Source organism: Meiothermus taiwanensis WR-220, from assembly GCF_003568585.1.
Lineage (GTDB): Bacteria > Deinococcota > Deinococci > Deinococcales > Thermaceae > Meiothermus > Meiothermus taiwanensis.
The window spans coordinates 599,236-622,721 of sequence record NZ_CP021130.1 but is presented as its reverse complement, the minus strand read 5'-3'; the positions used below and the strand labels follow the sequence as shown (position 1 = coordinate 622,721).

Annotated in this window: 28 protein-coding genes; 14 read left to right on the top strand and 14 right to left on the bottom strand. The window is 63.9% G+C overall.

Going from position 1 to position 23,486, the window contains the following annotated elements; all coding sequences use genetic code 11:
- Position 1 precedes the first annotated feature (1 nt).
- Positions 2 to 934, bottom strand: a complete 933-nt coding sequence (locus MTAI_RS03190; RefSeq protein WP_241768747.1) for a DNA methyltransferase — start codon at positions 932 to 934, stop codon at positions 2 to 4.
- 160 nt (positions 935 to 1,094) lie between these two features.
- Here MTAI_RS03190 and MTAI_RS03185 point away from each other — a divergent pair, with 160 nt between their 5' ends.
- Complete coding sequence (locus MTAI_RS03185; RefSeq protein WP_241768746.1) at positions 1,095 to 2,861, top strand: WD40 repeat domain-containing protein; 1,767 nt, start codon at positions 1,095 to 1,097, stop codon at positions 2,859 to 2,861.
- Here the strand turns inward: MTAI_RS03185 and MTAI_RS03180 are convergent.
- From MTAI_RS03180 to MTAI_RS03160, 5 genes are all read right to left on the bottom strand, one after another.
- The gene (locus MTAI_RS03180) at positions 2,847 to 3,152 is read right to left on the bottom strand and encodes a hypothetical protein (protein ID WP_027887423.1); all 306 of its coding nucleotides are present in this window, start codon (positions 3,150 to 3,152) and stop codon (positions 2,847 to 2,849) included. The two genes, MTAI_RS03185 and MTAI_RS03180, sit on opposite strands and share 15 nt — an antisense overlap.
- Positions 3,149 to 3,934 carry a cobalamin-binding protein gene (locus MTAI_RS03175; protein WP_027887422.1) on the bottom strand — a complete coding sequence of 262 codons (786 nt, stop codon included), beginning with the start codon at positions 3,932 to 3,934 and terminating at the stop codon, positions 3,149 to 3,151. The genes MTAI_RS03180 and MTAI_RS03175 overlap by 4 nt, the downstream gene beginning before the upstream one ends.
- 12 nt (positions 3,935 to 3,946) lie before the next feature.
- Complete coding sequence (locus MTAI_RS03170; RefSeq protein WP_027887421.1) at positions 3,947 to 4,510, bottom strand: cob(I)yrinic acid a,c-diamide adenosyltransferase; 564 nt, start codon at positions 4,508 to 4,510, stop codon at positions 3,947 to 3,949.
- Between the two features lie 94 nt (positions 4,511 to 4,604).
- Complete coding sequence (locus tag MTAI_RS03165) at positions 4,605 to 5,003, bottom strand: type II toxin-antitoxin system VapC family toxin (protein ID WP_027887420.1); 399 nt, start codon at positions 5,001 to 5,003, stop codon at positions 4,605 to 4,607.
- A complete protein-coding gene (locus MTAI_RS03160) occupies positions 5,000 to 5,470 on the bottom strand; it encodes a helix-turn-helix domain-containing protein (RefSeq protein ID WP_027887419.1) in 471 nt (156 codons plus the stop codon). Before MTAI_RS03160 ends, MTAI_RS03165 begins: the two co-directional genes overlap by 4 nt.
- A 228-nt stretch (positions 5,471 to 5,698) precedes the next feature.
- Between MTAI_RS03160 and MTAI_RS03155 the strand changes: the two genes are divergently transcribed.
- Positions 5,699 to 6,694, top strand: coding sequence for a M23 family metallopeptidase (locus tag MTAI_RS03155; protein WP_027887418.1), 996 nt, complete (start codon positions 5,699 to 5,701; stop codon positions 6,692 to 6,694).
- Here MTAI_RS03155 and MTAI_RS03150 read toward each other — a convergent pair.
- On the bottom strand, positions 6,691 to 7,230 hold the full coding sequence (locus MTAI_RS03150) for a 5-formyltetrahydrofolate cyclo-ligase (RefSeq protein WP_027887417.1): 540 nt from the start codon (positions 7,228 to 7,230) through the stop codon (positions 6,691 to 6,693). The two genes, MTAI_RS03155 and MTAI_RS03150, sit on opposite strands and share 4 nt — an antisense overlap.
- A gap of 148 nt (positions 7,231 to 7,378) precedes the next feature.
- Here MTAI_RS03150 and MTAI_RS03145 point away from each other — a divergent pair, with 148 nt between their 5' ends.
- Together MTAI_RS03145 and MTAI_RS03140 are read left to right on the top strand one after the other, a co-directional pair.
- Positions 7,379 to 7,615 carry an FmdB family zinc ribbon protein gene (locus MTAI_RS03145; protein ID WP_027887416.1) on the top strand — a complete coding sequence of 79 codons (237 nt, stop codon included), beginning with the start codon at positions 7,379 to 7,381 and terminating at the stop codon, positions 7,613 to 7,615.
- A gap of 131 nt (positions 7,616 to 7,746) precedes the next feature.
- A complete protein-coding gene (locus MTAI_RS03140; protein ID WP_027887415.1) occupies positions 7,747 to 8,706 on the top strand; it encodes a prohibitin family protein in 960 nt (319 codons plus the stop codon).
- Here the strand turns inward: MTAI_RS03140 and MTAI_RS03135 are convergent, their stop codons facing one another.
- From MTAI_RS03135 to MTAI_RS03110, 6 genes are all read right to left on the bottom strand, one after another.
- Positions 8,707 to 9,225, bottom strand: coding sequence for a DUF192 domain-containing protein (locus tag MTAI_RS03135; protein WP_027887414.1), 519 nt, complete (start codon positions 9,223 to 9,225; stop codon positions 8,707 to 8,709).
- Complete coding sequence (locus MTAI_RS03130) at positions 9,222 to 9,983, bottom strand: glutaminyl-peptide cyclotransferase (protein WP_027887413.1); 762 nt, start codon at positions 9,981 to 9,983, stop codon at positions 9,222 to 9,224. The genes MTAI_RS03135 and MTAI_RS03130 overlap by 4 nt, the downstream gene beginning before the upstream one ends.
- A gap of 172 nt (positions 9,984 to 10,155) precedes the next feature.
- Positions 10,156 to 10,782: a dTMP kinase gene (gene tmk / locus MTAI_RS03125; RefSeq protein WP_027887412.1), complete on the bottom strand. Its 627-nt coding sequence runs from the start codon at positions 10,780 to 10,782 to the stop codon at positions 10,156 to 10,158.
- A 1-nt stretch (position 10,783) separates the two neighbouring features.
- Positions 10,784 to 11,536: a Nif3-like dinuclear metal center hexameric protein gene (locus tag MTAI_RS03120; protein ID WP_027887411.1), complete on the bottom strand. Its 753-nt coding sequence runs from the start codon at positions 11,534 to 11,536 to the stop codon at positions 10,784 to 10,786.
- 9 nt (positions 11,537 to 11,545) lie between these two features.
- Positions 11,546 to 12,979 (bottom strand): UDP-N-acetylmuramoyl-L-alanyl-D-glutamate--2,6-diaminopimelate ligase, encoded by a 1,434-nt coding sequence (locus MTAI_RS03115; protein ID WP_027887410.1) that lies wholly within the window; start codon positions 12,977 to 12,979, stop codon positions 11,546 to 11,548.
- A gap of 13 nt (positions 12,980 to 12,992) precedes the next feature.
- Complete coding sequence (locus tag MTAI_RS03110; RefSeq protein ID WP_223299598.1) at positions 12,993 to 13,403, bottom strand: rhodanese-like domain-containing protein; 411 nt, start codon at positions 13,401 to 13,403, stop codon at positions 12,993 to 12,995.
- Positions 13,404 to 13,444: 41 nt separating this feature from the next.
- On the opposite strand from MTAI_RS03110, the gene MTAI_RS03105 reads away from it, so the two are divergent.
- The 3 genes from MTAI_RS03105 (at position 13,445) to pdxY (ending at position 15,818) form a co-directional block, all read left to right on the top strand.
- Positions 13,445 to 13,840 (top strand): hypothetical protein, encoded by a 396-nt coding sequence (locus tag MTAI_RS03105; protein ID WP_027887408.1) that lies wholly within the window; start codon positions 13,445 to 13,447, stop codon positions 13,838 to 13,840.
- 44 nt (positions 13,841 to 13,884) lie between these two features.
- A complete protein-coding gene (locus MTAI_RS03100) occupies positions 13,885 to 14,775 on the top strand; it encodes a histone deacetylase family protein (protein WP_027887407.1) in 891 nt (296 codons plus the stop codon).
- Positions 14,776 to 14,936: 161 nt separating this feature from the next.
- Positions 14,937 to 15,818 (top strand): pyridoxal kinase PdxY, encoded by an 882-nt coding sequence (pdxY, locus tag MTAI_RS03095; protein WP_027887406.1) that lies wholly within the window; start codon positions 14,937 to 14,939, stop codon positions 15,816 to 15,818.
- A 14-nt stretch (positions 15,819 to 15,832) separates the two neighbouring features.
- Here the strand turns inward: pdxY and MTAI_RS03090 are convergent, their stop codons facing one another.
- On the bottom strand, positions 15,833 to 16,405 hold the full coding sequence (locus tag MTAI_RS03090; protein WP_036196926.1) for a phospholipase A2: 573 nt from the start codon (positions 16,403 to 16,405) through the stop codon (positions 15,833 to 15,835).
- 159 nt (positions 16,406 to 16,564) lie between these two features.
- Here MTAI_RS03090 and MTAI_RS03085 point away from each other — a divergent pair, with 159 nt between their 5' ends.
- The 7 genes from MTAI_RS03085 (at position 16,565) to xylB (ending at position 23,472) form a co-directional block, all read left to right on the top strand.
- Positions 16,565 to 16,921, top strand: a complete 357-nt coding sequence (locus MTAI_RS03085; RefSeq protein ID WP_027887404.1) for a DUF6152 family protein — start codon at positions 16,565 to 16,567, stop codon at positions 16,919 to 16,921.
- Positions 16,921 to 17,415 carry a hypothetical protein gene (locus MTAI_RS03080; protein WP_027887403.1) on the top strand — a complete coding sequence of 165 codons (495 nt, stop codon included), beginning with the start codon at positions 16,921 to 16,923 and terminating at the stop codon, positions 17,413 to 17,415. Before MTAI_RS03085 ends, MTAI_RS03080 begins: the two co-directional genes overlap by 1 nt.
- 498 nt (positions 17,416 to 17,913) lie before the next feature.
- Positions 17,914 to 18,954, top strand: coding sequence for a LacI family DNA-binding transcriptional regulator (locus tag MTAI_RS03075; RefSeq protein WP_027887402.1), 1,041 nt, complete (start codon positions 17,914 to 17,916; stop codon positions 18,952 to 18,954).
- A gap of 51 nt (positions 18,955 to 19,005) precedes the next feature.
- On the top strand, positions 19,006 to 20,010 hold the full coding sequence (locus MTAI_RS03070) for a sugar ABC transporter substrate-binding protein (RefSeq protein WP_027887401.1): 1,005 nt from the start codon (positions 19,006 to 19,008) through the stop codon (positions 20,008 to 20,010).
- A gap of 169 nt (positions 20,011 to 20,179) precedes the next feature.
- Positions 20,180 to 21,166 (top strand): ABC transporter permease, encoded by a 987-nt coding sequence (locus tag MTAI_RS03065; protein ID WP_027887400.1) that lies wholly within the window; start codon positions 20,180 to 20,182, stop codon positions 21,164 to 21,166.
- A gap of 4 nt (positions 21,167 to 21,170) precedes the next feature.
- Positions 21,171 to 22,025 carry an ATP-binding cassette domain-containing protein gene (locus MTAI_RS03060; protein WP_027887399.1) on the top strand — a complete coding sequence of 285 codons (855 nt, stop codon included), beginning with the start codon at positions 21,171 to 21,173 and terminating at the stop codon, positions 22,023 to 22,025.
- Between the two features lie 28 nt (positions 22,026 to 22,053).
- On the top strand, positions 22,054 to 23,472 hold the full coding sequence (gene xylB, locus MTAI_RS03055) for a xylulokinase (protein ID WP_027887398.1): 1,419 nt from the start codon (positions 22,054 to 22,056) through the stop codon (positions 23,470 to 23,472).
- Positions 23,473 to 23,486 lie beyond the last annotated feature (14 nt).

Here is a 23,486-nt window from a genome sequence, read left to right as displayed (position 1 = left end):
CTCAGGGCTTCAGGCCCACAAAAATGCTCCAATCCTCTTCGCCGTCCTCCGACACAGCCAGGTGATAGTGCAGGGGCTCGAGATCCTGTTCACTCAGCAAAAGCTCCAGCGGCGCCACAAAGGCCCAGCGCACCAGCCCTTGGTGCCGGATGAAGCGCCGGGGTTTGTGCTCGGGCCGCACAATCAGCACCAAGCGACCGCGCGGTTTGAGCACCGGCAGGGCACACTCCAGGTGCCTCGAGAGCCAGTTGGTGTAATCCGTCTCGGGGTGCTCGTGGATCCTGGGGTCGAAGACGTTGCGGGCAAACCAGGAAAAGGTAGGGGGATGCAGCACCAGTAGGTCGGCCACCTCCTCCCCCAGGGCATCCACCAAACCGGCGATCTCCATCTTTTGCACCAGCCGGCCATCCCCGGCAATATCGCTACCCCAGGCCTTACGCCCCAGCTCCAGGGCCTTCTGCACCACCGTTCCCTGGCCCGCCATAGGATCCACCACCAGGCCCCCTGGCTCGCTGTAGCGCTGGATCAGCACCTCTGCAATGGCTGGATTAAGGCCCTCGAGCCGACGGTTCCGCTTATCGGCAGGAAATATCCAAACCGGCCGATTGACCCAGTCCACCGGGGCCCGGCGCGTTGTCAATAGCGCTCGCCAGGAGCACTCCTGGGTGGCTTTTTGCAGTTGAGCAAGCTCCAGTCGCTTTTTTCGATACAGGCTCAAAAGCTTGTGAACCTCAACAAAACTAGCCCCCACCGCCAGAAGTTCCCGCAAAAGCGGGCCCACCGGCGGCTCCACACGGGCCAGCGCCAGCACCGTGTAGCGCAGGTGCTTGGTGCTGTTCATCCCCACCTGGTGGGTAAAGATCTTAAACCTGGCCTCGTCCAGCTCCAGCAGGCTCGAGGCGATCTGTGAGTCGTCGGCTTCTGGCCAATTCAAGAACGCCCGTCCCGCCTGCAGTACCCGTTGATAAACCTGGTATGCGTTTGGCATGGCCTCACTTTACTGCTGAAAAGATTTCCGCTAAACAGAAAAACGCCCGGGGGCGGTGGCCGGACTATTCATCCTTGGGCCCAAGTTCCTCCGGTAGTCTAATGGGGTGCACAGGTGGATCGGCTGGATTGTATGTTTGTCGCTGGCGGCAGCCCAGCAACCGGCACAGCTTCTTGCAGGTCACCGGGCCCCGGTCGGGGCTGTGGCGATCGGCCCTGGGGGCACCCTGGCCCTGGGCGCGGATGCCTATATTCAGCTCTACCAGGCCGATGGGCGTTTTTTACGTACCCTGAGCGGGCACGCTGACACGGTGCGGGCGCTGGATTTCGCGTCGGATGGCACCCTGCTCAGCGCATCCTCCGATACCACCCTCCGGCTCTGGAATCCCCGAAACGGCCTGCTAAAGGGCGTGCTGCAGGGCCACCGCGATCAGGTCTGGTCGGCCCGGATCCGCCCGGATGCGCGTCAGGTGCTCAGCGGCAGCGCCGACGGCGAGTTGCACCTTTGGGATCTGTCGGATCTGGGATCATCTCGATCGATTTATGCGGGGCGCGGCTGGGTGTACAGCATTGGGCTCTCCCCAGCGGGCCGTATCTGGGCAGCGGGGGGCCAGGATGGGGTGCTGTTATGGAACCCCCAGCGCGACCACCGGCTGCCTCTTTTGGGGCCCTTCTCGGTGCGGGCGCTGGCCTGGGGGCCGGACGGCCTCCTGGCCACCGGTGACCGCGAAGGACAGATACAGCTATGGAGCCCAGAGGGGCGTTATGTGCAGCAATGGAACGCCCACCGCCTCGCAGTAAGCGCCCTGGTCTGGCCTCGCCAGGAACAGCTCATCAGCGGGGGGCAGGACGGCCAGATTATCTTCTGGGACGCAGGCCGGCCCCAGAAAACCCTCCAGACCGCCTCGGTGCTGGCCCTGGCCGTAAGCGAAAACCGGCTCCTGAGCGGGCACGACGATGGGCGGGCCCGGCTGTGGAGCCTGCAAGGGGCGCTGTTGCGCACCCTCGAGCCCCCCGCGGCCTCGGTGAGCGCCCTGGCCTACAGCCCCGACGGAAGCCTTCTGGCCAGCGGGGGCTGGGACGGGGAGGTCTGGCTGTGGAACCGCCGGGGCCAGCCCGTGCGAAGACTGAGCGAGGCCACCCTGGAAATTACCGCCCTGGCCTTCAGCCCGGATGGGCAGCACCTGGCCGCCGGTAGCCGCGACGGCCTGACCCGCGTCTATCAGACAACCAGTGGACGGCTGGTGCAGAGCCTCGAGGCCCACGGCAACGGGGTAGGAGCCCTGGCCTTCACCCCCAACGGGCGGGCGCTGGCCACCGGCGGGCGCGACCGCTTGATCCGGGTCTGGGACTGGCAGGGTGGGCGGAAGGTGCTCGAGTTCCGCGCCCACGAGTCGCACGTAACCGGCCTGGCCTTTAGCCCCGAGGGGCGCACCCTATACAGCAGCAGCAGCGACGAGAGCCTGGCCTGGTGGGCCCTGCGGCCCGAAGGGGTAGGCCTCGAGCGCCGCATCATGGCCCACGCCAGGGGCATCTATGGCCTGGCCCTGAGCCCCAACGGACGCCTCCTGGCCACCGCCAGCCACGACCAGACCCTCAAGCTCTGGGATGCCCAGTCCGGTAAGCTGCTCCGAACCCTGCAAGGGCACACCGAGGCCGCCCAGGCCCTGGCCTTCTCGCCCGACGGTCGACGGCTGGCCAGCGTGGGCTGGGACAAAACCCTGCGCCTGTGGAGCGTACAGGGGCCGCTTTTACAGACCACCTCGGGGTTTGTGCGGCCCCTCTACGCGGTGGCCTGGGCGCCCGATGGCCGGCTGGCCGTGGGCAGCGGCACCCTGCGGCAGGCTGGAACCGTGGCTTTATTCAGACCCTAGCTCAAGCCAGACCCGCCCATAGGGGCGCACCTCACCCTGGGGGAAGGCCTGCTGCAAGAGTTCCTGCAAGAACCGTCCCGCGCTGGGAAGCAGGCCGGTGCAGCCCTGGTTCACGTAAACAAACACATAACCGGGCGGGCGGGGCGACTGGCTGAAGGTGAGCACCCCGGTGTATTCCGGAAAAGCCTCGTAAAAAATAGCCAGCAGGCCCTCCAGCAAGGCCCTGGCCTCGGGCAGGGGCTGCCCCTCCAGCGGGCGCACCCAGAAGGTCACCACCTTGAGGGGGGTCATGGCCGGCCTCCATGCTGCCAGACCGGCACCTGCCGCAGTAGATCGGCGAGTTTTTTGACCCCCTCGGCCAGGCGCGGCCCCGGACGGCCCAGGTAGGCCTCCTCGAGGGCGAAGACCTGCTTATGCCTCAGGGCGGGGATATCCAGCTTACGGCGCAAAACCACCTCTGGGCGCAGTTTTTTCGCCCCGCACCACGAGACCGTAATCAGGTCGGGCTGGGCCTCCTCCACCAGGGCGGGGGTGAGGGGCTGGGAGCGCACCGGCAGGTGGGCAAAGGCGTTTTGCGCCCCCAGCGCCTCCAACATCTGCGTTACCCAGCTGTGCTTTCCGGCGGCAATCATGGGCCGGGGCCACCACTCCACCATCACCCTGGGCGGGCGCACCCAGTTGGGCAGCGAGCCCCGGGCCTGGGCGATCATCCATTGCATGGCCCGCACCACATGCCGGCCCTGCGGGGCCACCCCCAGCAGATCTGCCACCCGGATAATATCGTTGTAGACGTCCTGCAGGCTTTGCGGGTCGAGCACCACATGGGGGATCTGCCGCCGCTCCAGACCCTCCACCACCCGCTCCATGCCCGGCACGCTCAGGCTGGCCAGCACCAGGTCGGGCTTCAGGGCCTCTACCCTGTCCAGGTCAATCTGCAGGTCGGGCCCCACCCGGGGCAGGCGGGCCACTTCGGGGGGGAAGTCGGAGTTGCTGTCCACCCCCACCAGCCGGTCTAAGCAGCCCAGGGCCCAGACGATCTCGGTGTTGGAGCAGGTAAGGCTCACCAGGCGCATACCAGCCCTCCTTCAGCGGCGTTTTTTGACCAGCCACTTCTCCTCGGCGAAGCCTTCGCGCTTATTGACCACCCGGGCCAGGGTAAAAAGCAGATCCGAGAGCCGGTTGAGGTAGCGCAGGGCCTCCGGATTCACCGCCTCGTGGCGCATCAGCTCCACCACCCGGCGCTCGGCCCGGCGGACGATGGTGCGGGCCAGGTGCAAAGCCGCCGCCGCTGGGTGGCCGCCGGGGTGGATAAAGCCGGTGAAGCGGGGGGCTTCCTCCTGGTAGCGGTCGATCAGGGCCTCGAGCCGCTCCACGTCCGAGGCGTCCATGCGGGCCAGGTTGCGCTCGTAAGGGCCGCCGGCGCGGGTGGCGAGATCGGCCCCCAGGTCGAAGAGGGCGTTCTGGAGGTACTCGAGGTCGGCTTCAATGTCGACATGGGCCGCGCCCAGGGCTGCGCGGGCCAGCCCAATGGCGCTGTTAGCCTCGTCCACCGTGCCGTAGGCCTCCACCCTGGGGTGGTCCTTGCCCACCCGGTCGGCGCCGTACAGGCCGGTCTCCCCTGCGTCGCCGGTTTTGGTGTAGATTTTCATGCCTCCATTTAACCGCACAATTGCTGGAAGCAATTGGGTTCAGCAAGACACCCCAGACCAGGAATCGTTATCCGAGCCCCAGGGTCTCCCTCATTCACCCGCCCCGCGAAATGAGGATGAGGCCCTCCAAAAACTCGAAATCGCGGCGGTTGTGGGTTACCAAGGGAATCTCCAGGGCCCGGGCGGTAGCGGCAATCCAGGCATCGCCCGCGCTAATGGGCCGGCCCTTGATCAGGGCTTCGCTGCGAACCCTGGCCCAGGCGGTGCAGATCTCGTCGTCGGTATGCACCACCGTGCAGCGCGAGAGCAAGACCTCGAGACGGCGCAGCCTGCGCTCACCCCAGTTCTTGACCAAAGCCCCAAAGCGCAGCTCGGCTACGGTCTGAGCGGCAACCAGCAGTTGGTGGCCCTCCAGAAGCGGCTGGTAGACCCCCCACAGGCTGTGCTCGTTGTAGGCGTAGCCGATGATGTTGGTGTCCACCAGCAGGTTCATCGGGTCACCGGGCCCTTCTTGCGGGGTTTTTGGGGCCGGGGCTCCTCAAACAGCTCGAGCAGCCGCCGGTCGCGCGCCGGGCTTTGCTCGAGGTCGGTCTGGCGGGCCTCCTCGAGCACCCGCAAGAATGCCTCACCCTCGGCCTTTTCTTCCGGGGTCAGGGGCGGCAGGGCTTTTTGTACCTCCTCCCAGCGGAAGGGCCTGGCACCCTTTAGCAGTCGGGCCAGCCGCGCCTCTTTGGGGGCCGGACGCTTCTCGATAATTTCGTCGAAGCGCACGGGCCTGCCCAGGAGCTGCTCGAGGCCCGCCATCAGCTTGTCGAGGGTCTCGAGTTCCACCGCCTTGGCCTTGTTGTTGACCAGGTTATAGACGGTGGTTTTGGACAGTCCGCTGGCCTCGGCCAGCGCCAGGGGGGTTTTCTTGTGCTGGCGTAAGAGGGGTTCCAGTTTAAAGTAGGTGTTTACCACTGGTAAATTTTACCACACCTCTGGGAAATTCCTCAGAAAGGCACCTCCCGATAGCGGATTCAAAAAGACAGTCATCCACAGCAAAAACCTCCAGAGCTAGCTTTTTGCATCCTAGAGCAGACCCCTCGCCACGCTCGGCGAAGAAAGCGTATCCCTTCATTCGCTGCCGGAAGGAGTCTTTGGCTATCAGTGGCCAGCTCACACCCCTGACAGCGATAAACTGGCCCTATGCGCCGCGTGCTTTCTATGTTGCTTGTCCTGTGTTCCCTCGCCCTGGCCCAGACCACCCACACCGTCGGGCCCGGCGAGACCCTCTACCGCATCGCCCGGCAGTACAACACCACCGTGGAAGCCCTGCAGGTGCTGAATAACATCGCAGACCCCACCAAGCTTCGGGTGGGGCAGGTGCTGCGGGTAACGGGGCAGCCCAGTCCAGCCCTGCGCCGGCTGACCCAGGCCCCGGCCCCCATCGAGGCCCTCGAGTGGCCCCAGGAGACCATCCAGGGCCACCTGGCGGTGATTCGCATCACGGCCCCAGTGCCGGTACAGGGCGAGGTGCGCTTCCTGGGTGGCACCTACCCCATCCAGCAAAACCGCGTGCTGCTGCCCGTACCGGCCCTGCAGGCCCCTGGGGTCTACCCCGCCCGGCTGCGGGTGGGGGGTGCGGAGGTGGGCCTCGAGGTGCGGGTGGTGGCCGGAAGCTTTGGGCGCTTTGTGCTGCAACTGCCCCCCGACCGCCGGGCCCTGCTGGTGCCGGAGCGGCTACGGGCCGAGCGGCTCAAGGTGGTGGGCTCCTGCGACTTCAACCGGCCCCAGCAGTGGCGGGGCCCCTTCCGAAAGCCCGTCCAGACCAACCGCATCACCGACCCCTTCGGCACCCGCCGCAGCTACGACGGTGGGCGCACTTACTCCTACCACGAGGGGCTCGACTACGGGGTACCCGAAGGCACCCCGGTATACGCCCCAGCCCCCGGCGTGGTGGGCCTGGCCGAGCGGCTTGATGTGCGAGGGAACGCCGTCACCCTCGACCACGGGCTGGGGGTGTGCAGCGGCTACTGGCACCTCTCGCGCATTGCAGTAAAGCCGGGCCAGACCGTGCAGGCCGGCGACCTGCTCGGCTACTCGGGCAACACCGGCCTGTCCAACGGGCCCCACCTGCACTTCGAGATCCGGGTGCGGGGCATCCCCACCAACCCCGCCCCCTGGTTCCTCTACGCCCCCTAAGAAAGCGCGGGCCGAACCCCCCGCTCGGTGGCCAGAAACCGCACCGGCACGTCCCAGGGGTCGTGGGGCAGCTCGGGCACCACCAGCGCCTCGGCCACCAGGCCCAGCGTGAGGGTGCGCGGGGGTAGCTGGGCCAGAAAGCGGTCGTAGAAGCCCTGCCCATAGCCCAGCCGGTGGCCCCAGGGGTCGAAGGCCAGGCCCGGCACCAGCACGGCGTCCAGCACCTCGAGCGCCACCCTGGGTGTCTCGGGGGCCGGCTCCCAGAAGCCGTACCTGTGCTTGACCAACCGGCAGGGCAGGGGGTGCACCTCGAGCTGGTAGGTGCGGGCCCGGGGCAGGTAGTAGGCAGCAGGGTATAGACCTTGCACTGGGGCAGGGTCGAGCTCGGAGCCAAAAGCACTGTAGAGCAGGATATGCCGGGCCCCATGCTCTTGCAAAAAGCGGGCCAGGTGCTGGCTTACCGCCTGCGATAGCGTTCCGGTGGGAAGGTTTTTGCGCACCTCCTTGGCCCAGCGCCGGAGTTCGGCCTTGTCCATACCCGTCAGTATTCCATTCCAGGGCGGGACTGCAAGTTATCAGGGGTATAACTGGAGGGCCGGTTGACAGTCTAGGGTGTCGTTTGTCAAAATCCTTTAGGTGAGGGAGGTGACCCCTCGAGACACCTTTGTCCCATAGGAGTCAGCTATGCCCAGATACGTTTACCAGAACCTCGAGACCGGTGAACAATACGAGTTCGAGCAGGGTTTTCACGATCCCGCCTACACCCATCACCCCGAGACCGGCGCCCCCATCAAGCGTCTGATTTTTGCTCCGGCGGTGGTGTTCAAGGGCTCGGGCTGGTACATCAAAGACTCCAAGGCTGGATCCAACAACAAGTCCGAGTCCGGCAGCAAGGACAGCGGGAGCGCAGCAGCCGATTAACTTCGGGGACAGCCTCAAAAATAAACCTATAGAGCACGCGGCCTTGGCTTATCAATGGCCGGGCTTCTTTGTTTTTAGTTTTGCCTCTATCCTACATACTGGGGTTCTATGACCATAGAAACGAGGTGTGTATGTTCCTGCTCTTAGGTATCGTGGTGGCTATCCTGGGCATCGTCCTGCTTGCGCAGCCCGGTGGGCGGCGGGCGCTGGGCGCGCCGCTCCTGCTCGTTGGGCTGGCCATAGTGGCCATCTCCCAGAGCTTTGTGGTGGTTCCGGCGGGCCACGTGGGGGTGGTGTTCAACGTGTTTGGCGGTGTGCAGCCCACCCCGCTGGGCGAGGGCTTTCGTATCGTGATACCGGGTATTCAAAGCGTTGTTCTGTACGATGCCCGGCTGAAGGAAGTAACCCTGGCCAAGGGACCGGCCCCCGCAGGCACCAGCACCCCCGGCGAGGATGCCATTACCGCCCGCAGCAAGGAGGGGCTGGACATTGGGGTGGATGTCACCGTGCAGTACCGCATCAAGCGCGAGGAGGCCCCCCAGCTTCACCGCAACCTGGGGCCGGGCTACCTCGAGACCCTGATCGTGCCCCAGATTCGTAGCAAGGTGCGCGACGCGGTGGGTTTGTTCAACGCCGCCGAACTCATCAGTACCCAAAGAACCCAGCTCGAGGCCGCCGTCACCAAGGAGCTGCGCGAAGACCTCGGCGCGCAGCATATCGAGCTCATCTCGGTGCTGTTGCGCCGGATTGACATTCCGCCCTCGGTGGCCAAGGTGATCGAGGAGAAGCAGACCGCCGAGCAGCAGGTGCAGGTGGAGATCAACCGCCGGCAGCAGGCCGAGATCGCCGCCCAGCGGGCGGTGGTGCAGGCCAAGGGCGAGCGCGACGCCGCCATCCTGCGGGCCGAGGGCGAGGCCCAGGCCATCCGCCTGCGCGGCGAGGCCCTGCGGCAAAGCCCCCAGGTCATCCAGCTCACGGTGGCCGAGAAGCTGGCCCCCAACATCCAGACCATCATGGTGCCCACCACCGGCAACTTCTTGCTCGACCTGCGCAGCCTGCAGCAGGCCCAGCCGGCACAGCCCGCGCGGTAGCTAGTTGAGGGGGGCCCCGAGCGGCCGCACCCGCACCACAGCACCGGGCCTGATCTGGCGCTTCGCAAACCAGCCCTGCCCCACCTCGAGCACCTGCCGGTAGACCACCCCCGGCGCATAGCTGCGGCAGCCTTTACCCTGGGAGGGAGCGGGGCAGGGTTCAATGTCCATAATGGCTAGAATGGTGCCGCGGCTATCCAGAAAAGCTACCGAGACGGGCTTCTCGAGCCCCATTCCTGTCCAAGCATGATCGCGGGGTTGCAAAAAGCTATAAAGAATGCCCTGGTGGGCTTTTCGGGTAAGTAGGTCGAGCGCCCGGGGGTTGGACAGCCTGTGCACTGGCAGCTCCACCGTTCCTTTGGGGCTCGAGATGCTCACCACCGCGCTGGGTGTGGACGGGGTGCGTTGCGATGAGCGGTTCAGAATCTGTCCCGCCCAAAAATAGCCCGTGGTGGAGAGCGCCACCGCCAGGGCAATGAGCCCCAGACCGTAGCCACGCAGATGTCCAGAAGGGTTCATGGATTGCTTACCACTGCAATTTCGAACAAGAAGGGCCAGAGCTTGCCGGTAACAAAGATACGCCGGTTCTGGCTGTCGTAGGCGATGCCGTTGAGCACGGCATCGGGGTTGGGGTTGCGGGCCTGGGCCAAAAGCGAAAGACCGCTCAGGTCGAGCCAGGCCTCCACGTTGCCGCTCTGGGGGTTGATGATGGCGATGCGGCTGGTCTGCCAGACATTGGCCCAGATGCGGCCCTGGATGTACTCGAGCTCGTTGAGCCGCTGCACCGGTTGTCCAGCCGCCCGCACCACCAGGGTGCGCTCGGGCCGCAGGGTGCGGGGGTTGAGGAAAAATAGCTGGGCCGAGCCGTCCGACATGATCAGGCGCTGGCCGTCGTGGGTGAGGCCCCAGCCCTCGGTCTGGTAGGTGAAGCGCCCCACCAGGTTGAAGCCCAGGTCGTAGATAAAGCCCTCCTGGTTCTGCCAGGTGAGCTGGTACAAGCGGTTCTGGAAGAGGGTAATACCCTCGCCAAAGTATTTCTGCGGCAAAGACCGGCTTTGCAGCACCCGCCCGGTCTGGAGCTCCACCTTGCGCAGGCTGGACTGGCCGTAGAGGCCGGTGCCTTCGTAGAGAAAACCGTTGTGGTAGATGAGCCCCTGGGTAAAGGCCTGGGGGTCGTGGGGGTAGGTGTTTAGAATGCGAAAACCCCAGACCGGAACCGAAGGCTGGGCCAGGGCCAGGCCCAGCAGGGCCAAAAGGGCAAGGAACGCTCGAGCCACGCCTTTACCTTACCGCATGGCCCCAAAGATGAATGAGACCCGCTCATACCAGATTCGGTTAGTTCGTCACCGAATGGTGACGAACTAACCCGACCGAAGGGAGTGCTCTAGGATTCAAAAAGATAGCCTCTGGAGATATTTGCTTTGGATGATTATCTTTTTGAATCCGGTATCAGACCAGCCCTCTGCTTTCCAGCTCACGGCGTATTTGCCGCTGAACCACCTCTTCAAAAGGCTTCTCAACATCCATCACCACAAAGCGCTGCGGCTCTCTGGCTGCTAGCTCCAGAAATCCATCGAGTACCCTCTGATGAAAGGCCAGTTCTTCGGCCTCAAAACGGTCAGGTTCACTCGAGGCCCGCCGATGTTTGGCCCGCCATAACCCCAGTCGAGGGGGGAGACTCAGGAGGAAGGTCAGGTCGGGCCGCAGTTCCCCAAGAAAACCCCGTGAGACTTCCTCGAGCCACCTTAAGGGCAATCCCCGACCATACCCTTGATAGGCCAGCGAAGAGTCCAACCAACGATCACAGATAACCACCGCACCCCTGGCAAGAGCAGGCCGTATAACGGTAGCCGCGTGTTCAGCGCGATCGGCGCTGTAAAGCAAAAACTCCGTCTCCGCCTGCATGGGACGGGTCAGAATTAATCGACGAAGCTCTACACCCAGCTCGGTACCTCCTGGCTCTCGGGTTAGCACAACTTCGCGCCCTTTCTGGCGGTACCAGTCCGCCAAAAGCCGGGCCTGGGTCGACTTGCCGGCCCCCTCGGGGCCTTCAAAGGTTATAAAAAGACCTTTCATGCTACAGCCCGGTCGGATGCTCAATAAACACCCAGGGCAGGCCAAACTCGCGCTCCAGCCGGGCGGCCAGGGCCTTGACCCCGAAGGTCTCGCTGTCGTAGTGGCCGGCGTAGATCACGTTCAGGCCCAGCTCGAAGGGCTCGTGATAGTGGGCGTGCGAGGGCTCGCCGGTGATGAAAAGGTCGCAGCCCAGGGCTTTGGCCAGCCCCACATCCCCGGCCCCGCCCCCCGAGACAATGCCCACCCGGCGCACCTCGTCCAGCCCAGCCCGCACCACCAGGGGCTGCATACCGGTCAGCTCGCCGATGCGGTCTTCCACCAGGGCCAGCGGCGTGGGTTCGGCAAAGTAGCCGATGTAGCCGATGTGGCCGTACTTGGGGTGTGGGAAAGGCTCCAGGCTTTGCAGCCCCAGCTCGCGGGCCAGGACGGCGTTGTTGCCCACCTCGGGGTGGGCGTCGAGGGGAAGATGGGCCGTGTAGAGGCTGATACCCGCCGAGAAAAGCCGCTCGAGGCGCTTCTTCTGATACCCCACGATGGCAAAGGGCTGCCCCCAGAAAAGCCCGTGGTGGGTGATAAGAAAATCCACCCCGGCCTCGGCGGCTTTATCGAAGATGGCCTGGGCGGCGTCCACCGCGGCCCCCACCCGGCGCACCTCCTCCCGGCCTTCCACCTGCAACCCATTGAGCGAGGGGTCTTTGAACTCCCGTATCTTTAGGTACTCATCCAGCCAGCGAACCAGATCATCGCGCCGCATGGCCCTAGTCTAACGGGCCAGGGCCTTGCGCACCTCTTCTACTTCGTTCCAGGGAATGGCCTCCGTACCCCGCTCGAGCGTCCGCTCGTGGCCCTTGCCGCTAAAGAGCAGGGTATCGCCCGGCCGGGCTTGTTGGATGGCAAAGCGGATGGCCTCGCGCCGGTCCGGCACCAGGACGTAGCGGCGGGGGTCGCCGTGGGCCTGGGCCATGGTCTCCAAAATGGCCTCCAGCGGCTCGGTGCGGTGGTCCTCCTCGGTAAAGATGGCCAGATCGGCCAGCCGCGCCGCCACCTGGCCGATGCCCACCCGCCGGCTGGGATCCTGATTCCCGGCCGCCCCGATCACCACCACCAGGCGGCCCTGGGTGGTGGGGCGCAGGGTCTGCAGGGCGGCCTCGAGGCTGGCCCCGGTGTGGGCAAAGTCCACCACCACCCGGAAGGGCTCGCTCTGTACAAGCTGCATCCGGCCCGGCACGCCCGGGAAGCTGGCCAGGCCCTCCTGGAGCTGCTCCACCGAGAGGCCCGCCCGTGCCGCAGCGGCCATGGCGGCCAGGGCGTTCTCGGCGTTGAAGCGGCCCACCATGGGAAGCCGCACCTCAAAGCGGCCGAGGGGCGAGGCCACCTCAAACTCGAGGCCCGTGGGGCTTTCCACCAGGTTCTGGGCCTGCCACTCCCCCCTCTGGCCGTAGCTCCAGGTGTTGGGGCGGCCCAGCAGGGTCTGGGTCCAGGGGTTGTCGCTGTTCACGATGGCGAAGCTCGAGCGCTCCAGGAGCTTCTTTTTCTCGGCAAAGTAGTTCTCCATGCTCCCGTGCAGGTCGAGGTGGTCTTGGTAGAGGTTGGTGAAGATGCCCACCCGGTACTCCAGCCCCCGCACCCGATCCAGGGCCAGGGCGTGGCTGCTGACCTCGAGCACCGCCTGCCGGCAGCCCGCCTGTACGAAGCGGTGCAGCATCTCCTGCACCTGCGGGGCCTCGGGGGTGGTGAAGTGGCCGGGCAAGAAAAGCTCTTCCTCGCCGATTTTGATGCCCACCGTGGAGAGCCGCCCCACCGGCGGACGGGCCCTTTGCAGCAGGTGGTGGAGCAGCACCGCAACGGTGGTCTTGCCCTTGGAGCCGGTCACCCCAAAAAGCTCCAGCCGCTTAGCCGGATACCCCCAGAAGGCCGCCGCGAGATCGGCCAGGGCCGCGCGCGCATCCGCAACCCGCAGGTAGGGCACGTTCAGGTGCAGCTCGCGCATCCCCACCACCGCCACCGCCCCGTTCGCCAGGGCCTGGGGGATGTACTCGTGCCCATCGAGAGGCCTGCGGCTCGGCAGGGGCACACCGGGCATCGCCACAAACACAAAACCGGGCTGCACGAGGCGCGAGTCGTGGGTCACCCCCCGCACCTCCAGGGCTGGGGCGGCCACACCGAATAGTCCAAAAAGCTCTCGTAGGGTTGGCATCCCGGCCGCTCCCTTAGGTTTGATTTTTGGGCCCCTCGAGCCGCTCGACCGCCCCCCCGGCACAGGCCCAGGCCTTGAAGCCGCCCTCGATGTGACAGACCGGCTCCAGGCCCATCCGCTGGGCAGTCTGGGCGGCCAAAGCCGAGCGCCAGCCCCCCGCGCAGTAAAAGACGAACTTTTTCCCCGAGGCAAAGATGGGCTTGTGGTAGGGGCTTTCGGGGTCTATCCAGAACTCCAGCATGCCCCTGGGGGCGTGAAAAGCGCCGGGGATTTTACCCTCGCGCTGGAGCTCGCGGATATCCCGCAAGTCCACAAACACGTAGTCGGGGTGGCCCAGGTAGCCTTTGGCCTCCTCCACCGAGATGGTCTCGATCTCGGCCAGGGCCTGCTCGAGCAGCTTTTTATAGCCGACCTTCATTTCCATGTCTCAATTTACTTATCCGGGCGGTTTAAGCTAGCTAAGGTATGCGTGCTTTGCTCTGGCTCTTACCCTTGCTGCTTTCGGCCTGTGTGGTGGGCGTGCGGCCCGAACCCGCCCCTCCCCCGCCGGTGCGCTCAAGCTCCGGTTTCGTGCTGAACGCCCGGCTGGGCCTGCCGCCCTATCCCGACAGCGTGGCCCTCAAGCGCGAGGAGCGGGGCGGCTCGAGCGAGGCCGAGTTCGAGACCCGCGACCCCCTCGAGCAGGTCTACGCCTTCTTCCACAACTGGCTCACCAACCGGGGCTGGGTGCGCACCCGCCTCGAGTACAAAGGCCCCGCAAGCAAACTCGAGGCCGAGTACCGGCGGGGGGCCGAGCGCTTCAAGCTCGAGCTCGACCGGCAGGGCCAGAGTGGGCGCTACAAGCTCGAGATCGATTTTTGAGCCGGCCACACAGCCCCTTGAGGGTTTGTGGCATTCTGATCCCGATGCGCCGCGCCTACTCCACCGCCCATTGCACCCTCGAGCTGCCCGATTACCACCCTTTCCCCAAGTACAAGTACGCCGGGGTCGCCGAGGCGCTGCAAGACGAGCTGGACGTACAACCCGCCCCGGCCATCGCCTGGGAGACCCTGGCCCTGGCCCACGATGAGGGGTATTTACAAAAGCTCCGGTTCGATGGGCTGAACCGCCAGGAGGCCCACAAGGTGGGGCTGCCCTGGAGCCAGAGCCTGCTCACCCGGGCGCTGCACGCAGCAGGCGGAACCCTGGCCGCCACCCAGGACGCGCTTCAGACCGGCCTAGGCCTCAACCTGGCCGGGGGCACCCACCACGCCTATCCGGGGCGGGCCGAGGGGTACTGCCTGTTCAACGATGTGGCTGTAGCAATTGCTTACCTGCGGGCCCAGGGCTGGGATGGCCGGGTGCTGATCGTGGATCTCGATGCCCACCAGGGCAACGGCACGGCGGTTTTTTTTCGGAACGACCCCACCGTCTTTACCCTTTCGGTGCACGCCGAGCGCAACTATCCCCTTAAAAAAGAGGAAAGCGACCTGGACGTAGGATTGGCGGATGCCACCGGCGATGCAGCGTATCTGGAAGCGCTGAAGCCTGCGCTGGAACGGGCCTTCGCCCACCGCCCGGATCTGGTTTTCTACAACGCCGGGGTGGACGTGCTGCAAAACGACCGCTTCGGGCGCCTGGGTCTGAGCCTGCAAGGACTGGCCGAACGGGATCGGATGGTATTTGAGAAGGTCAGGCAAGCCAGCCAACCCCTGGTGGTGGTGATGGGCGGGGGCTACAACCGCGACCCACAGGTGACCGTGGCCGGCCATGCCCAGACCTACCGCCTGGCCCTCGAGACGCTCGAGAACCGCTGATTCCCACAAAGCCAAGCCCTCCATACGCTCGGCGAAGAAGGCGTTGGGCTGGTTCGCTGGATGCCATCCCCATACAGCGCACCCCTCGCCGCCACCACAGCCAATGCATCCTGCGACACATACGCTGCTTTGTAATGGGCGGTGTGCGATAAACTGCCCCCATGCAACCGCCCCGCAACATCCTTTCCATCCAAAGCTGGGTTAGCTACGGCCACGTTGGCAACGCCGCCGCGGTGTTTCCGCTGCAACGCATGGGCTTCGAGGTCTGGGCCATTCACACTGTGCAGTTCTCCAACCATACCGGCTACGGGCAGTGGAAGGGCATGATCCTGCCGCCCGAGCACCTGGTGGCCGTGGTCGAGGGCATCGCTGAGCGCGAGGTGCTGGGCCAGTGCGACGCGGTGCTGTCGGGTTATATGGGTAGCGGCGGTACGGCCGAGGCCATTCTATCGGCCCTGGGCAAGGTACGACAGCTCAACCCCAGCGCATTGTTCTGCTGCGACCCGGTGATGGGCGACGAGGGGCGGGGCCTGTTCGTACGCCCGGAAATACCCGAGATCATCAAAACCCAGGTGCTGCCCCAGGCCGACATCCTCACCCCCAACCAGTTCGAGCTCGAGCTCCTCACCGGGCTTTCCACAAAAACCCTGCCGGAGGCGCTCGAGGCGGCCCGCATGGTTCGAGCCCAGATGCACCCGGGCGGCCCCCGCATCGTGGTGGTGACCAGCCTGCTGCGCCAAGAAGCCCCTGAAAACACCATCGAAACCCTTGCCGTAGCCGATGAGGGGGCCTGGTTGGTGCGCACCCCCCGCATTCCCCTCGAGCCCCCCCGCAACGGAACCGGCGACGCCATTGCAGCCCTGTTCTTGGGGCACTACCTCCAGACCCAGCAGGTAGCCCAGAGCCTCGAGCACGCCGTCTCGGCTATGTACAACCTGCTGCTGCTCACCCACCAGATGAACACCCGGGAAATTCAGCTCATCGCTGCCCAGGACGAATACGTCCGCCCCAGCCGTCGCTTTGCCGCCGAGCGAGTGGGATGAGCCCTACTTCACGGCTAATCGTAAAAGTAAGCCCAGCCAGCCGAACGCACCGCCAGGTAGTAGGCATAGGCCGCCGAGTAGCAAGCCGTCCGGCTCAAGAGGCTTTTGGGGCGGCAGATCTGGTTCATGTTCACCAGAAAGTTGTCGTCAGCAAGTTTGCGCCCGGTCTCGTTGTAGAGGCTGGGGAAACGTGGAAAGTTGGCATAGCCAAAGTCGTGCACATTGCAGGCCGGCCGGAAGGTCTCGCGGTAGCCCAGCCCCAGCCCTTCCGGCGCCGAACACCCATTGCGGCTCCAGTCAAACTGCGGATAGCTGGTACGTGCATTGTAGTAGGCCTCGTAGTTGGCCACACTCCCCAAGGCGATGTTTTGCACCAGCAGCAAATCACCCGCGCTCAGGCTTTGCAGGGCCAGCCGGGCCTGCTCAAGGTTCTGCAACGCCTCGGTATAGGCCGCAATGGCCGCGGGCTCGACCCCTAACTGGCGCATGTCCTCCACAATGGATGCCGATGTCTGTTCGGCAGCAGGCTGGCTGCAGGCCGCCAGCAACAAAACCAGTACTCCCGTCACAAAGCGCCTTAGCTGCATAATCCAACCCCCTTTCAAAGATGCCTCTTTTGCGCCGATAGCTTACCACGGCTATGTCAGCTTCTTCACAGGGTAAGTCACCCCACACACCCGCGCTCCTTTCTCAACGATCATGAAAAAACGTCTTCACCTACATCCCTCGGCGAACAAGGAGGCCTTATGCGAAAAGTCTGGCTTGCAGGAGGGTTGCTGTTGGGCTTGGCCCTGGCCCACCACGGCTGGAGCAGCTACGATGCCAGCCGGGTCATTACCGCCACCGGCACCATCACCGAGGTTACCTTCGAGTTTCCTCATGTCACCATCTGGATAGAGGTTCCCCCCACCGGTCTGATGATGCAGCGCAGGTGGTACGTGGTGCTGGCCCCGCCCTCGAGGATGGAGGCCCGGGGGCTGCCCAACGGCAGCCTCAAGGTGGGGACACGGGTCACGGTGGTGGGCTATCCACACCGCACCGAACGCGAGGAAATGCGGGCTGAACGCATCATTGTGGATGGCAAAACCGTCGAACTACGCTGATGCGTGAAGCCTGGACGGCCTGGCTGGGCTGGCTGCACGCCACCCCGCTCGCGCTGGCCATGCGCCAGTCGGAGTGGCTGTACCCTACGGTAGAAATCCTGCACATCCTGGGATTCTGTGCGCTGGTGGGGGCGGCTGCTCTGTTCGATCTGCGTTTGCTGGGGGTATCCAGGCAAATCCCCGTGCAACAGATGGCCGCCCATCTGCTACCCGTGGCCTGGGCGGGCTTTGCCCTGGCCGCGCTAAGCGGTTTTCTGCTTTTGTTGAGCGATGCAAAAAGCATTGGGGTTAGCCCCATCTTCCTGAGCAAGCTGGCCCTGATTGGCCTGGCCGGGGTCAATGCCCTCATCTTTCACACCCGCACCGCCCGGGGTCTTCAGGCTTGGAATCAGCATGTCCACCCGCCGTTGGCGGCCAAGCTGAACGCGCTATTCTCGCTGGGGGTCTGGACGGCCGTCATTGCCTTGGGGCGGTTAATTGCCTATTACGGATAAAAAGGCGGCTCCCCTCGAGCCGCCGAGCTTACTTCGGAAGGTGTGCTTTGAGCGGTGTAGGTTCGGAAACACCTCCCCTCGAGGCTACCCGATCCAAACACCCCCGAAGGATGCCTCCAGCCTAGCAGGAAAAACCCCTGGGGGTTGGTTATTTGACACCTTACTCACCACCCGCGAACCCTTCCCCCAGCACCCAGCCTTATCCTGCTTCAACACGCCTCAAAAACCAACCGAAAAAACCGCACCAAACAGCTCCACTACCCCGTGGCAACGAGACAGTCTGGCATACCAAACCAGTTGTTCCCACCTACTCCCAACAAACGTGTTCCATAGGTGGCTTGTAAAGAAGCTATTGCATTTCAGAGTCAAATGTGTTAGAAATATGGTCACAACAATTGCAAACGATTGCAAAAAAGTACGCCCGCAGACCTTCTTTCAATCGAGTGTTTCTCATATGGAGCGGCTTTTTTGTAAATCCTGCACTGCAAACGATTGCATATGGTCAGCCTTGATGATGTCGCTAAGCTCGCGCAGGTCTCCCCCGCTACGGTTTCGCGGGCGCTATCCCGCCCGGAGATGGTGGCCGAAGCCACCCGCAAACGCATCCTGCAAGCGGCCCAGGAGCTGGGCTACCAGCCCAATCAGCTCGCCCGCAGCCTGCGCCAGCGCAGCAGCCAGACCCTCGGGCTGATCATTACCGATATTCTAAACCCCTTCCATGCCACGCTAGCCAAAGGCGTACAGGACGCCGCCGAAAAACACAACTACACGGTTTTCTTATTCAATACCGACGAAGACCCAGAAAAAGAGCGGCGCGCCCTCAATGTGCTGCGCGGGCACCAACCTCGAGGCCTCCTGATCGTGCCCAGCCCCCAGGCCAAAGAAAACCTCAAGCTCGTAACCAAGCTACCCATCGTAGAGCTCGATCGCACCAGTGGAACCCCCGGCATCCGCACGGTCATGGTCGATAACGTGGGTGGGGCCCGTAAAGCTGTGCAGCATCTGATCGATCTGGGCCATCGACGCATCGGCATGATCGTAGGGCGCCTGGACATCTCCACCGCGGTCGAGCGCCTGCAGGGTTACCGCGAGGCCTTGCAGGCCGCAGGCATCCCCTATGACGAGACCCTGGTGCTACTTGGCAATCACCGCGAAGCCGATGGTCGTGAGGCGGCCAAAGCCCTGCTGTCCTTGCCCAGCGATAAACGGCCCACAGCTTTATTCGTGGGAAACAACGAGATGACCGTGGGTGCGGTACTGGCCCTACGCGAGATGGGCATCCGCATCCCCCAGGAGCTGTCGGTGGTCGGATTTGACGATTCTCGCTGGGCCGCAACCATCGAACCAGCCCTCACCGTAGTAGCCCAGCCCACCTACGAGCTGGGTTTCTTGGCCTGCGAAACTCTGCTAAGTTCGCTCAGCCGCGGCCAGGACACCCTGCCTACCAGCATCCGGCTGGATACCAGCTTCATTCTTCGGGAGTCCACCGCCCCCCCGGGCGGTCGTAAAAATGGGCTCAAAAAAAGGAGGCGAAACTAGAAAAAACAGGTTTTGGGTTAAGGTTGCTTTTTTAGCCAAGGAGGAGAAACCATGCGTAGAGTACTCACTATTACAGGTTTGTTGGCAGCAGGCGTCGCCGCGCTTGGGCTGGTTACCGCCCAGGACAAAACCCCTTACATAGGGCTCATCACCAAAACCGAGTCCAACCCCTTCTTCGTCAAGATGAAGGAAGGAGCCCAGAAGGAAGCCCAGCGGCTGGGTGCCAAGTTTATCAGCGCCGCAGGGAAAACCGACGGTGACAATGCAGGACAGGTGGCCGCTATCGAAAACATGGTGGCAGCCGGGGTTAACACCATCCTGATTACCCCCAGCGATGCCAAAGCCATCGTGCCCGCCATTCAAAAGGCTCGAGCCGCCGGGGTACAGGTAATTGCGCTGGATAGCCCCACCGATCCCGAAGATGCAGTGGATGCCCTTTTTGCTACCAACAACTACCAGGCCGGGGTGCTGATCGGCGAGTATGCCGCAGCAGTCATGAAGGGCAAAAAACCGGTCATCGCCACCCTCGACCTCTTCCCCGGGCACCCCGTGGGCGCGCAGCGTCACAACGGTTTCCTGGCCGGCTTTGGTTTGCCGAGCTTGCCGCAGGAAAGCAACGAGCTCGCCAAGCCCGCCGAGGTGGTCTGCATGGCCGACACCTATGGCGACCGGGCCAAGGCCCAAACCGCCATGGAAAACTGCCTGCAGAAAAACCCCAACATCAACCTGGTCTATACCATCAACGAACCGGCCGCCGCTGGGGCCTATCAGGCGCTCAGGGCAGCCGGTAAAGAGAAGAATGTCATCATCGTCTCAGTGGACGGCGGGTGCGAGGGGGTGCGCAACGTCGAGCGGGGCATTATTGCAGCCACCTCGCAGCAGTACCCCCTGAAGATGGCCGCGCTGGGTGTGGCGGCTGGGGTCAAATACGCCAAAACCGGCCAGAAGGCCCGAGGCTATGTGGACACCGGCGTCACCCTGATCGCCAAGAACCCCGTGCCGGGTGTCGGCAGCAAGGATGTGAAGTTCGGTCTGGCCAATTGCTGGGGCCAGTAGGCTGAGCCGGGGAGGGGGTGCTGGCCTCCTCCCCCATCTCCTAAAACTCGAGCGGTTCTACACGCTGGGCCGTCTTCGCAAAAACCTCACAAAATAACATCAAATAAAGCCGGATTTTCAGACCAGACGCCTGATACAATTTGGAACAAAAAATCAAAGCGAGGAGAGCATGTCGGAGCAGTCAGGTACCACCCAAAAGCCTCGCAGCCTTCTGGACAGGCTGCCCAGCCTGACCATCATGGGGCCGCTGGTAGCGCTTTTGCTGGCGGTGGTGTTTTTTAGCTTTCAGTCCGAGCGGTTTTTAACTGGCCAGAACTTTTCCCTGATTCTGCAGCAAATCTCGGTGGTCGCAGTGCTGGCCATCGGCCAGACCCTGATCATCCTCACTGCGGGCATTGACCTATCGGTTGGGTTTGTGATGGCCCTGGGCACCATGGTTATGGCCAAGTTTGCTGTTGAGCTGGGCATGCCCCCCCTGCTGGCCATTCTGTGCGGCATGGCCGTGACCACTGCTTTCGGCTTTTTAAACGGCTTTTTGATTACCCGTTTTAAGCTGCCTCCTTTCATCGTCACCCTGGGCACCATGAACATCGCCTTCGCCCTGACCCAGATCTACTCCAGGGCCCAGACCGTGAGCGGTCTGCCGGAAGCCCACCTCTTCTGGGGCAATACCTTCAAAATCGGCGAGACGGTCTTCACCTATGGTGTTGTATTGGTGATCGTGCTGTACCTGCTGGTCTGGTTTTTCCTGAGCGAGACCGCCCCTGGCCGCCATCTATACGCGGTCGGTAACAACCCTGAAGCCGCTCGTCTGATGGGAATTCCCACCCAGCGGGTGCTGCTGCTTACCTACACCGTAGCCGGCTTCTTCTATGGCATCGCCGGATGGCTGTTGATCTCCCGAACCAGCGTGGCCGACCCCAACGCCGGGCAAACCGAGAACCTCGAGACCATCACCGCAGTGGTGCTGGGCGGCACCAGCCTGTTCGGCGGGCGGGGAATGATCCTGGGCACCCTCCTGGGGGCCATCATCGTAGGAGTCTTCCGCAACGGCTTGACCCTTACGGGGGTTTCCTCGGTTTACCAGGTGTTGATCACCGGCATTTTGGTAATTCTGGCCGTGACCGCCGATCAACTTTCCAAGCGTAGGAGTTAGCTCTATGGACACCAAGGTAAATTCCACCCCGGTGCAGCCAGCGCCGGGCTTTCATCCCGACTCAAACACCACCAAGCCCCGCATCGTGCTGGAGGCCCGCAACCTGGTCAAGCGCTACGGCCATGTGACTGCCCTGGACGGTACCGACTTCGAGCTGCGCGCGGGCGAGATTCTGGCCGTTATCGGCGACAACGGTGCAGGTAAATCCACCTTGATTAAAGCCCTCTCAGGTGCAATTATCCCCGACTCGGGCGAGATATACCTGGACGGCCAGCGGGTGCATTTCCGCAGTCCCATCGACGCCCGCAGAAACGGCATCGAGACCGTTTACCAGGATCTGGCCGTGGCCCCAGCCATGACCATCGCCGAGAACCTTTTTCTAGGGCGGGAGATTCTGCGCCCCGGCTGGTTTGCCCGGCTGATCCGCTGGATTGACAAGAAAAAGATGCTCGAGGAGGCCATCGCCGACATGAAAGATCTCAAGATCGGCATCCGCTCCATGACCCAGGCCGTAGAGACCCTTTCCGGTGGGCAGCGCCAGGGGGTCGCGGTAGCCCGCAGCGCGGCCTTTGCCCGGCACGTGGTAATCATGGACGAACCCACCGCCGCGCTAGGAGTAAAGGAGAGCAACATGGTGCTCGAGCTCATCCGCAGGGTGCGCGATAATGGTCTGCCGGTGATCATCATCAGCCACAACATGCCCCACGTCTTCGAGATTGCCGACCGCATCCACATCCAGCGGCTGGGTAAGCGGGCCGCGGTGGTCAACCCCAAAACCATCAGCATGTCCGACGCGGTAGCGGTAATGACCGGGGCCAAAAGCGCAGCCGAGCTAAGCCCCGAGGCGCTGGCCCTGTAGGGCCTGGTGTCTTGTGGGGTGGATCGGTATGCTGCTGGGCCTTGACCTGGGCACCGGATCGCTCAAAGCCCTCCTGTTGGATTTCGACGGGCAGGTGCGCGGGGAGGCCAGCCGCCCCTACCCGGTAACAGCCCCCCACCCTGGCTGGGCCGAGTCCGACCCCGAGGACTGGTGGCGGGCTGCCGCCGAGGCCACCCGCGCCGCTGTCGGGCCGCTGGCCTCGCAGGTGGTGGCGGTTGGCTTGTCCGGTCAGATGCACGGGGTGGTGCTGTCGGACTCAGCGGGCCAGCCCCTGCGCCCGGCCATCCTCTGGGCCGACAGCCGTTCGGTGCAGGAACTCGGTGCGCTCAAAGCCCTCCCCGCGTCGCTGCGGCACAGGCTGGCCAACCCCCTGGTAGTGGGCATGGCGGCTCCCAGCCTGCTCTGGCTCGAGCGCCACGAACCCCGGCCCTACACCGAGGCGCGCTGGGCCTTGCAGCCTAAGGACTGGCTGCGCCTGCGCCTCACCGGTCAGGCTGCCAGCGACCCCTCCGATGCTTCCGGTACCCTGCTGTACGACCTATTGGCCGATACCTGGGCCTGGGAGGCGCTCGAGCGGCTGGGCCTGCGCGCAGAACTCCTCCCCCCAATCCTGCCTTCCGGCGCCGTTGCCGGGCACCTTACCCGTGCTGCCGCCCACTGGCTGGGCCTCCCGGAGGGCCTGCCGGTGGCAACCGGAGCCGCCGACACCGCCGCAGCGCTCCTCGGCAGCGGCCTCGCAGTCGGCCAGGTGCAGCTTACGGTGGGCTCCGGTGCGCAAATTGCGGTTCTGCTGGACACCCTTCAGATAGACCCTACGCTGCGCACCCACCGCTACCGGGCAGCCCGACCCCAGCAGTGGTACGCCCTGGCGGCCATGCAGAATGCCGGACTGGCGCTGGAATGGGTGCGCAACCTGCTACACCTGAGCTGGGAGCAAGCCTACCAGGAGGCCCAGCAAGCACCCGCAGGCTGCGATGGGCTTTGTTTCCTCCCCTATCTGACCGGCGAGCGCACCCCCCACCTGAACCCCCTGGCCCGGGGAGTCTGGGCCGGACTCAGGCTCCACCACCAGCGCGGCCACTTAATGCGCGCGGCTCTGGAAGGAGTAGCCTACAGCCTCCGTGAAGGCCTCGAGGCCTTAGGTACAGCGATTCCCCCCCAGGCCCCGCTGCGCCTCTCGGGCGGCGGCAGCCAGGAACCCTTTTGGCAGCAAATGCTCTCCGATGTGCTGGGCCGCCCCCTGGTGAGCACCCCCACCCCCTCGGCCTCGGCCCGGGGGGCAGCCCTGCTAGCCGGCATGGCGGTGGGTATACCCCTCGAGGTTGCAAGAAGCGAAACTCCCGTCTCTGAGCCACAAAACCCCATCTACGAGGAGGGCTACCAGCGGTATAAGCAGTTGTACCGCCAGCTCTCGAGCTGGTTCTGAACTGGGATAAAATC

What these genes read in the sequence shown, in the direction of transcription:
- MTAI_RS03080 (WP_027887403.1), top strand. Translation starts at nt 16,921, where the DNA reads ATGCGTGAAGCCTGGACGGCCTGGCTGGGCTGGCTGCACGCCACCCCG.
- MTAI_RS03065 (WP_027887400.1), top strand. Translation starts at nt 20,180, where the DNA reads ATGTCGGAGCAGTCAGGTACCACCCAAAAGCCTCGCAGCCTTCTGGAC.
- MTAI_RS03070 (WP_027887401.1), top strand. Translation starts at nt 19,006, where the DNA reads ATGCGTAGAGTACTCACTATTACAGGTTTGTTGGCAGCAGGCGTCGCC.
- MTAI_RS03170 (WP_027887421.1), bottom strand. Translation starts at nt 4,510, where the DNA reads ATGAAAATCTACACCAAAACCGGCGACGCAGGGGAGACCGGCCTGTAC.
- MTAI_RS03090 (WP_036196926.1), bottom strand. Translation starts at nt 16,405, where the DNA reads ATGCAGCTAAGGCGCTTTGTGACGGGAGTACTGGTTTTGTTGCTGGCG.
- MTAI_RS03105 (WP_027887408.1), top strand. Translation starts at nt 13,445, where the DNA reads ATGCGTGCTTTGCTCTGGCTCTTACCCTTGCTGCTTTCGGCCTGTGTG.
- MTAI_RS03150 (WP_027887417.1), bottom strand. Translation starts at nt 7,230, where the DNA reads ATGGACAAGGCCGAACTCCGGCGCTGGGCCAAGGAGGTGCGCAAAAAC.
- pdxY (WP_027887406.1), top strand. Translation starts at nt 14,937, where the DNA reads ATGCAACCGCCCCGCAACATCCTTTCCATCCAAAGCTGGGTTAGCTAC.
- xylB (WP_027887398.1), top strand. Translation starts at nt 22,054, where the DNA reads ATGCTGCTGGGCCTTGACCTGGGCACCGGATCGCTCAAAGCCCTCCTG.
- MTAI_RS03060 (WP_027887399.1), top strand. Translation starts at nt 21,171, where the DNA reads ATGGACACCAAGGTAAATTCCACCCCGGTGCAGCCAGCGCCGGGCTTT.
- MTAI_RS03085 (WP_027887404.1), top strand. Translation starts at nt 16,565, where the DNA reads ATGCGAAAAGTCTGGCTTGCAGGAGGGTTGCTGTTGGGCTTGGCCCTG.
- MTAI_RS03155 (WP_027887418.1), top strand. Translation starts at nt 5,699, where the DNA reads ATGCGCCGCGTGCTTTCTATGTTGCTTGTCCTGTGTTCCCTCGCCCTG.
- MTAI_RS03115 (WP_027887410.1), bottom strand. Translation starts at nt 12,979, where the DNA reads ATGCCAACCCTACGAGAGCTTTTTGGACTATTCGGTGTGGCCGCCCCA.
- MTAI_RS03165 (WP_027887420.1), bottom strand. Translation starts at nt 5,003, where the DNA reads ATGAACCTGCTGGTGGACACCAACATCATCGGCTACGCCTACAACGAG.
- MTAI_RS03180 (WP_027887423.1), bottom strand. Translation starts at nt 3,152, where the DNA reads ATGACCCCCCTCAAGGTGGTGACCTTCTGGGTGCGCCCGCTGGAGGGG.
- MTAI_RS03110 (WP_223299598.1), bottom strand. Translation starts at nt 13,403, where the DNA reads ATGGAAATGAAGGTCGGCTATAAAAAGCTGCTCGAGCAGGCCCTGGCC.
- MTAI_RS03100 (WP_027887407.1), top strand. Translation starts at nt 13,885, where the DNA reads ATGCGCCGCGCCTACTCCACCGCCCATTGCACCCTCGAGCTGCCCGAT.
- MTAI_RS03075 (WP_027887402.1), top strand. Translation starts at nt 17,914, where the DNA reads ATGGTCAGCCTTGATGATGTCGCTAAGCTCGCGCAGGTCTCCCCCGCT.
- MTAI_RS03175 (WP_027887422.1), bottom strand. Translation starts at nt 3,934, where the DNA reads ATGCGCCTGGTGAGCCTTACCTGCTCCAACACCGAGATCGTCTGGGCC.
- MTAI_RS03120 (WP_027887411.1), bottom strand. Translation starts at nt 11,536, where the DNA reads ATGCGGCGCGATGATCTGGTTCGCTGGCTGGATGAGTACCTAAAGATA.
- tmk (WP_027887412.1), bottom strand. Translation starts at nt 10,782, where the DNA reads ATGAAAGGTCTTTTTATAACCTTTGAAGGCCCCGAGGGGGCCGGCAAG.
- MTAI_RS03140 (WP_027887415.1), top strand. Translation starts at nt 7,747, where the DNA reads ATGTTCCTGCTCTTAGGTATCGTGGTGGCTATCCTGGGCATCGTCCTG.
- MTAI_RS03145 (WP_027887416.1), top strand. Translation starts at nt 7,379, where the DNA reads ATGCCCAGATACGTTTACCAGAACCTCGAGACCGGTGAACAATACGAG.
- MTAI_RS03135 (WP_027887414.1), bottom strand. Translation starts at nt 9,225, where the DNA reads ATGAACCCTTCTGGACATCTGCGTGGCTACGGTCTGGGGCTCATTGCC.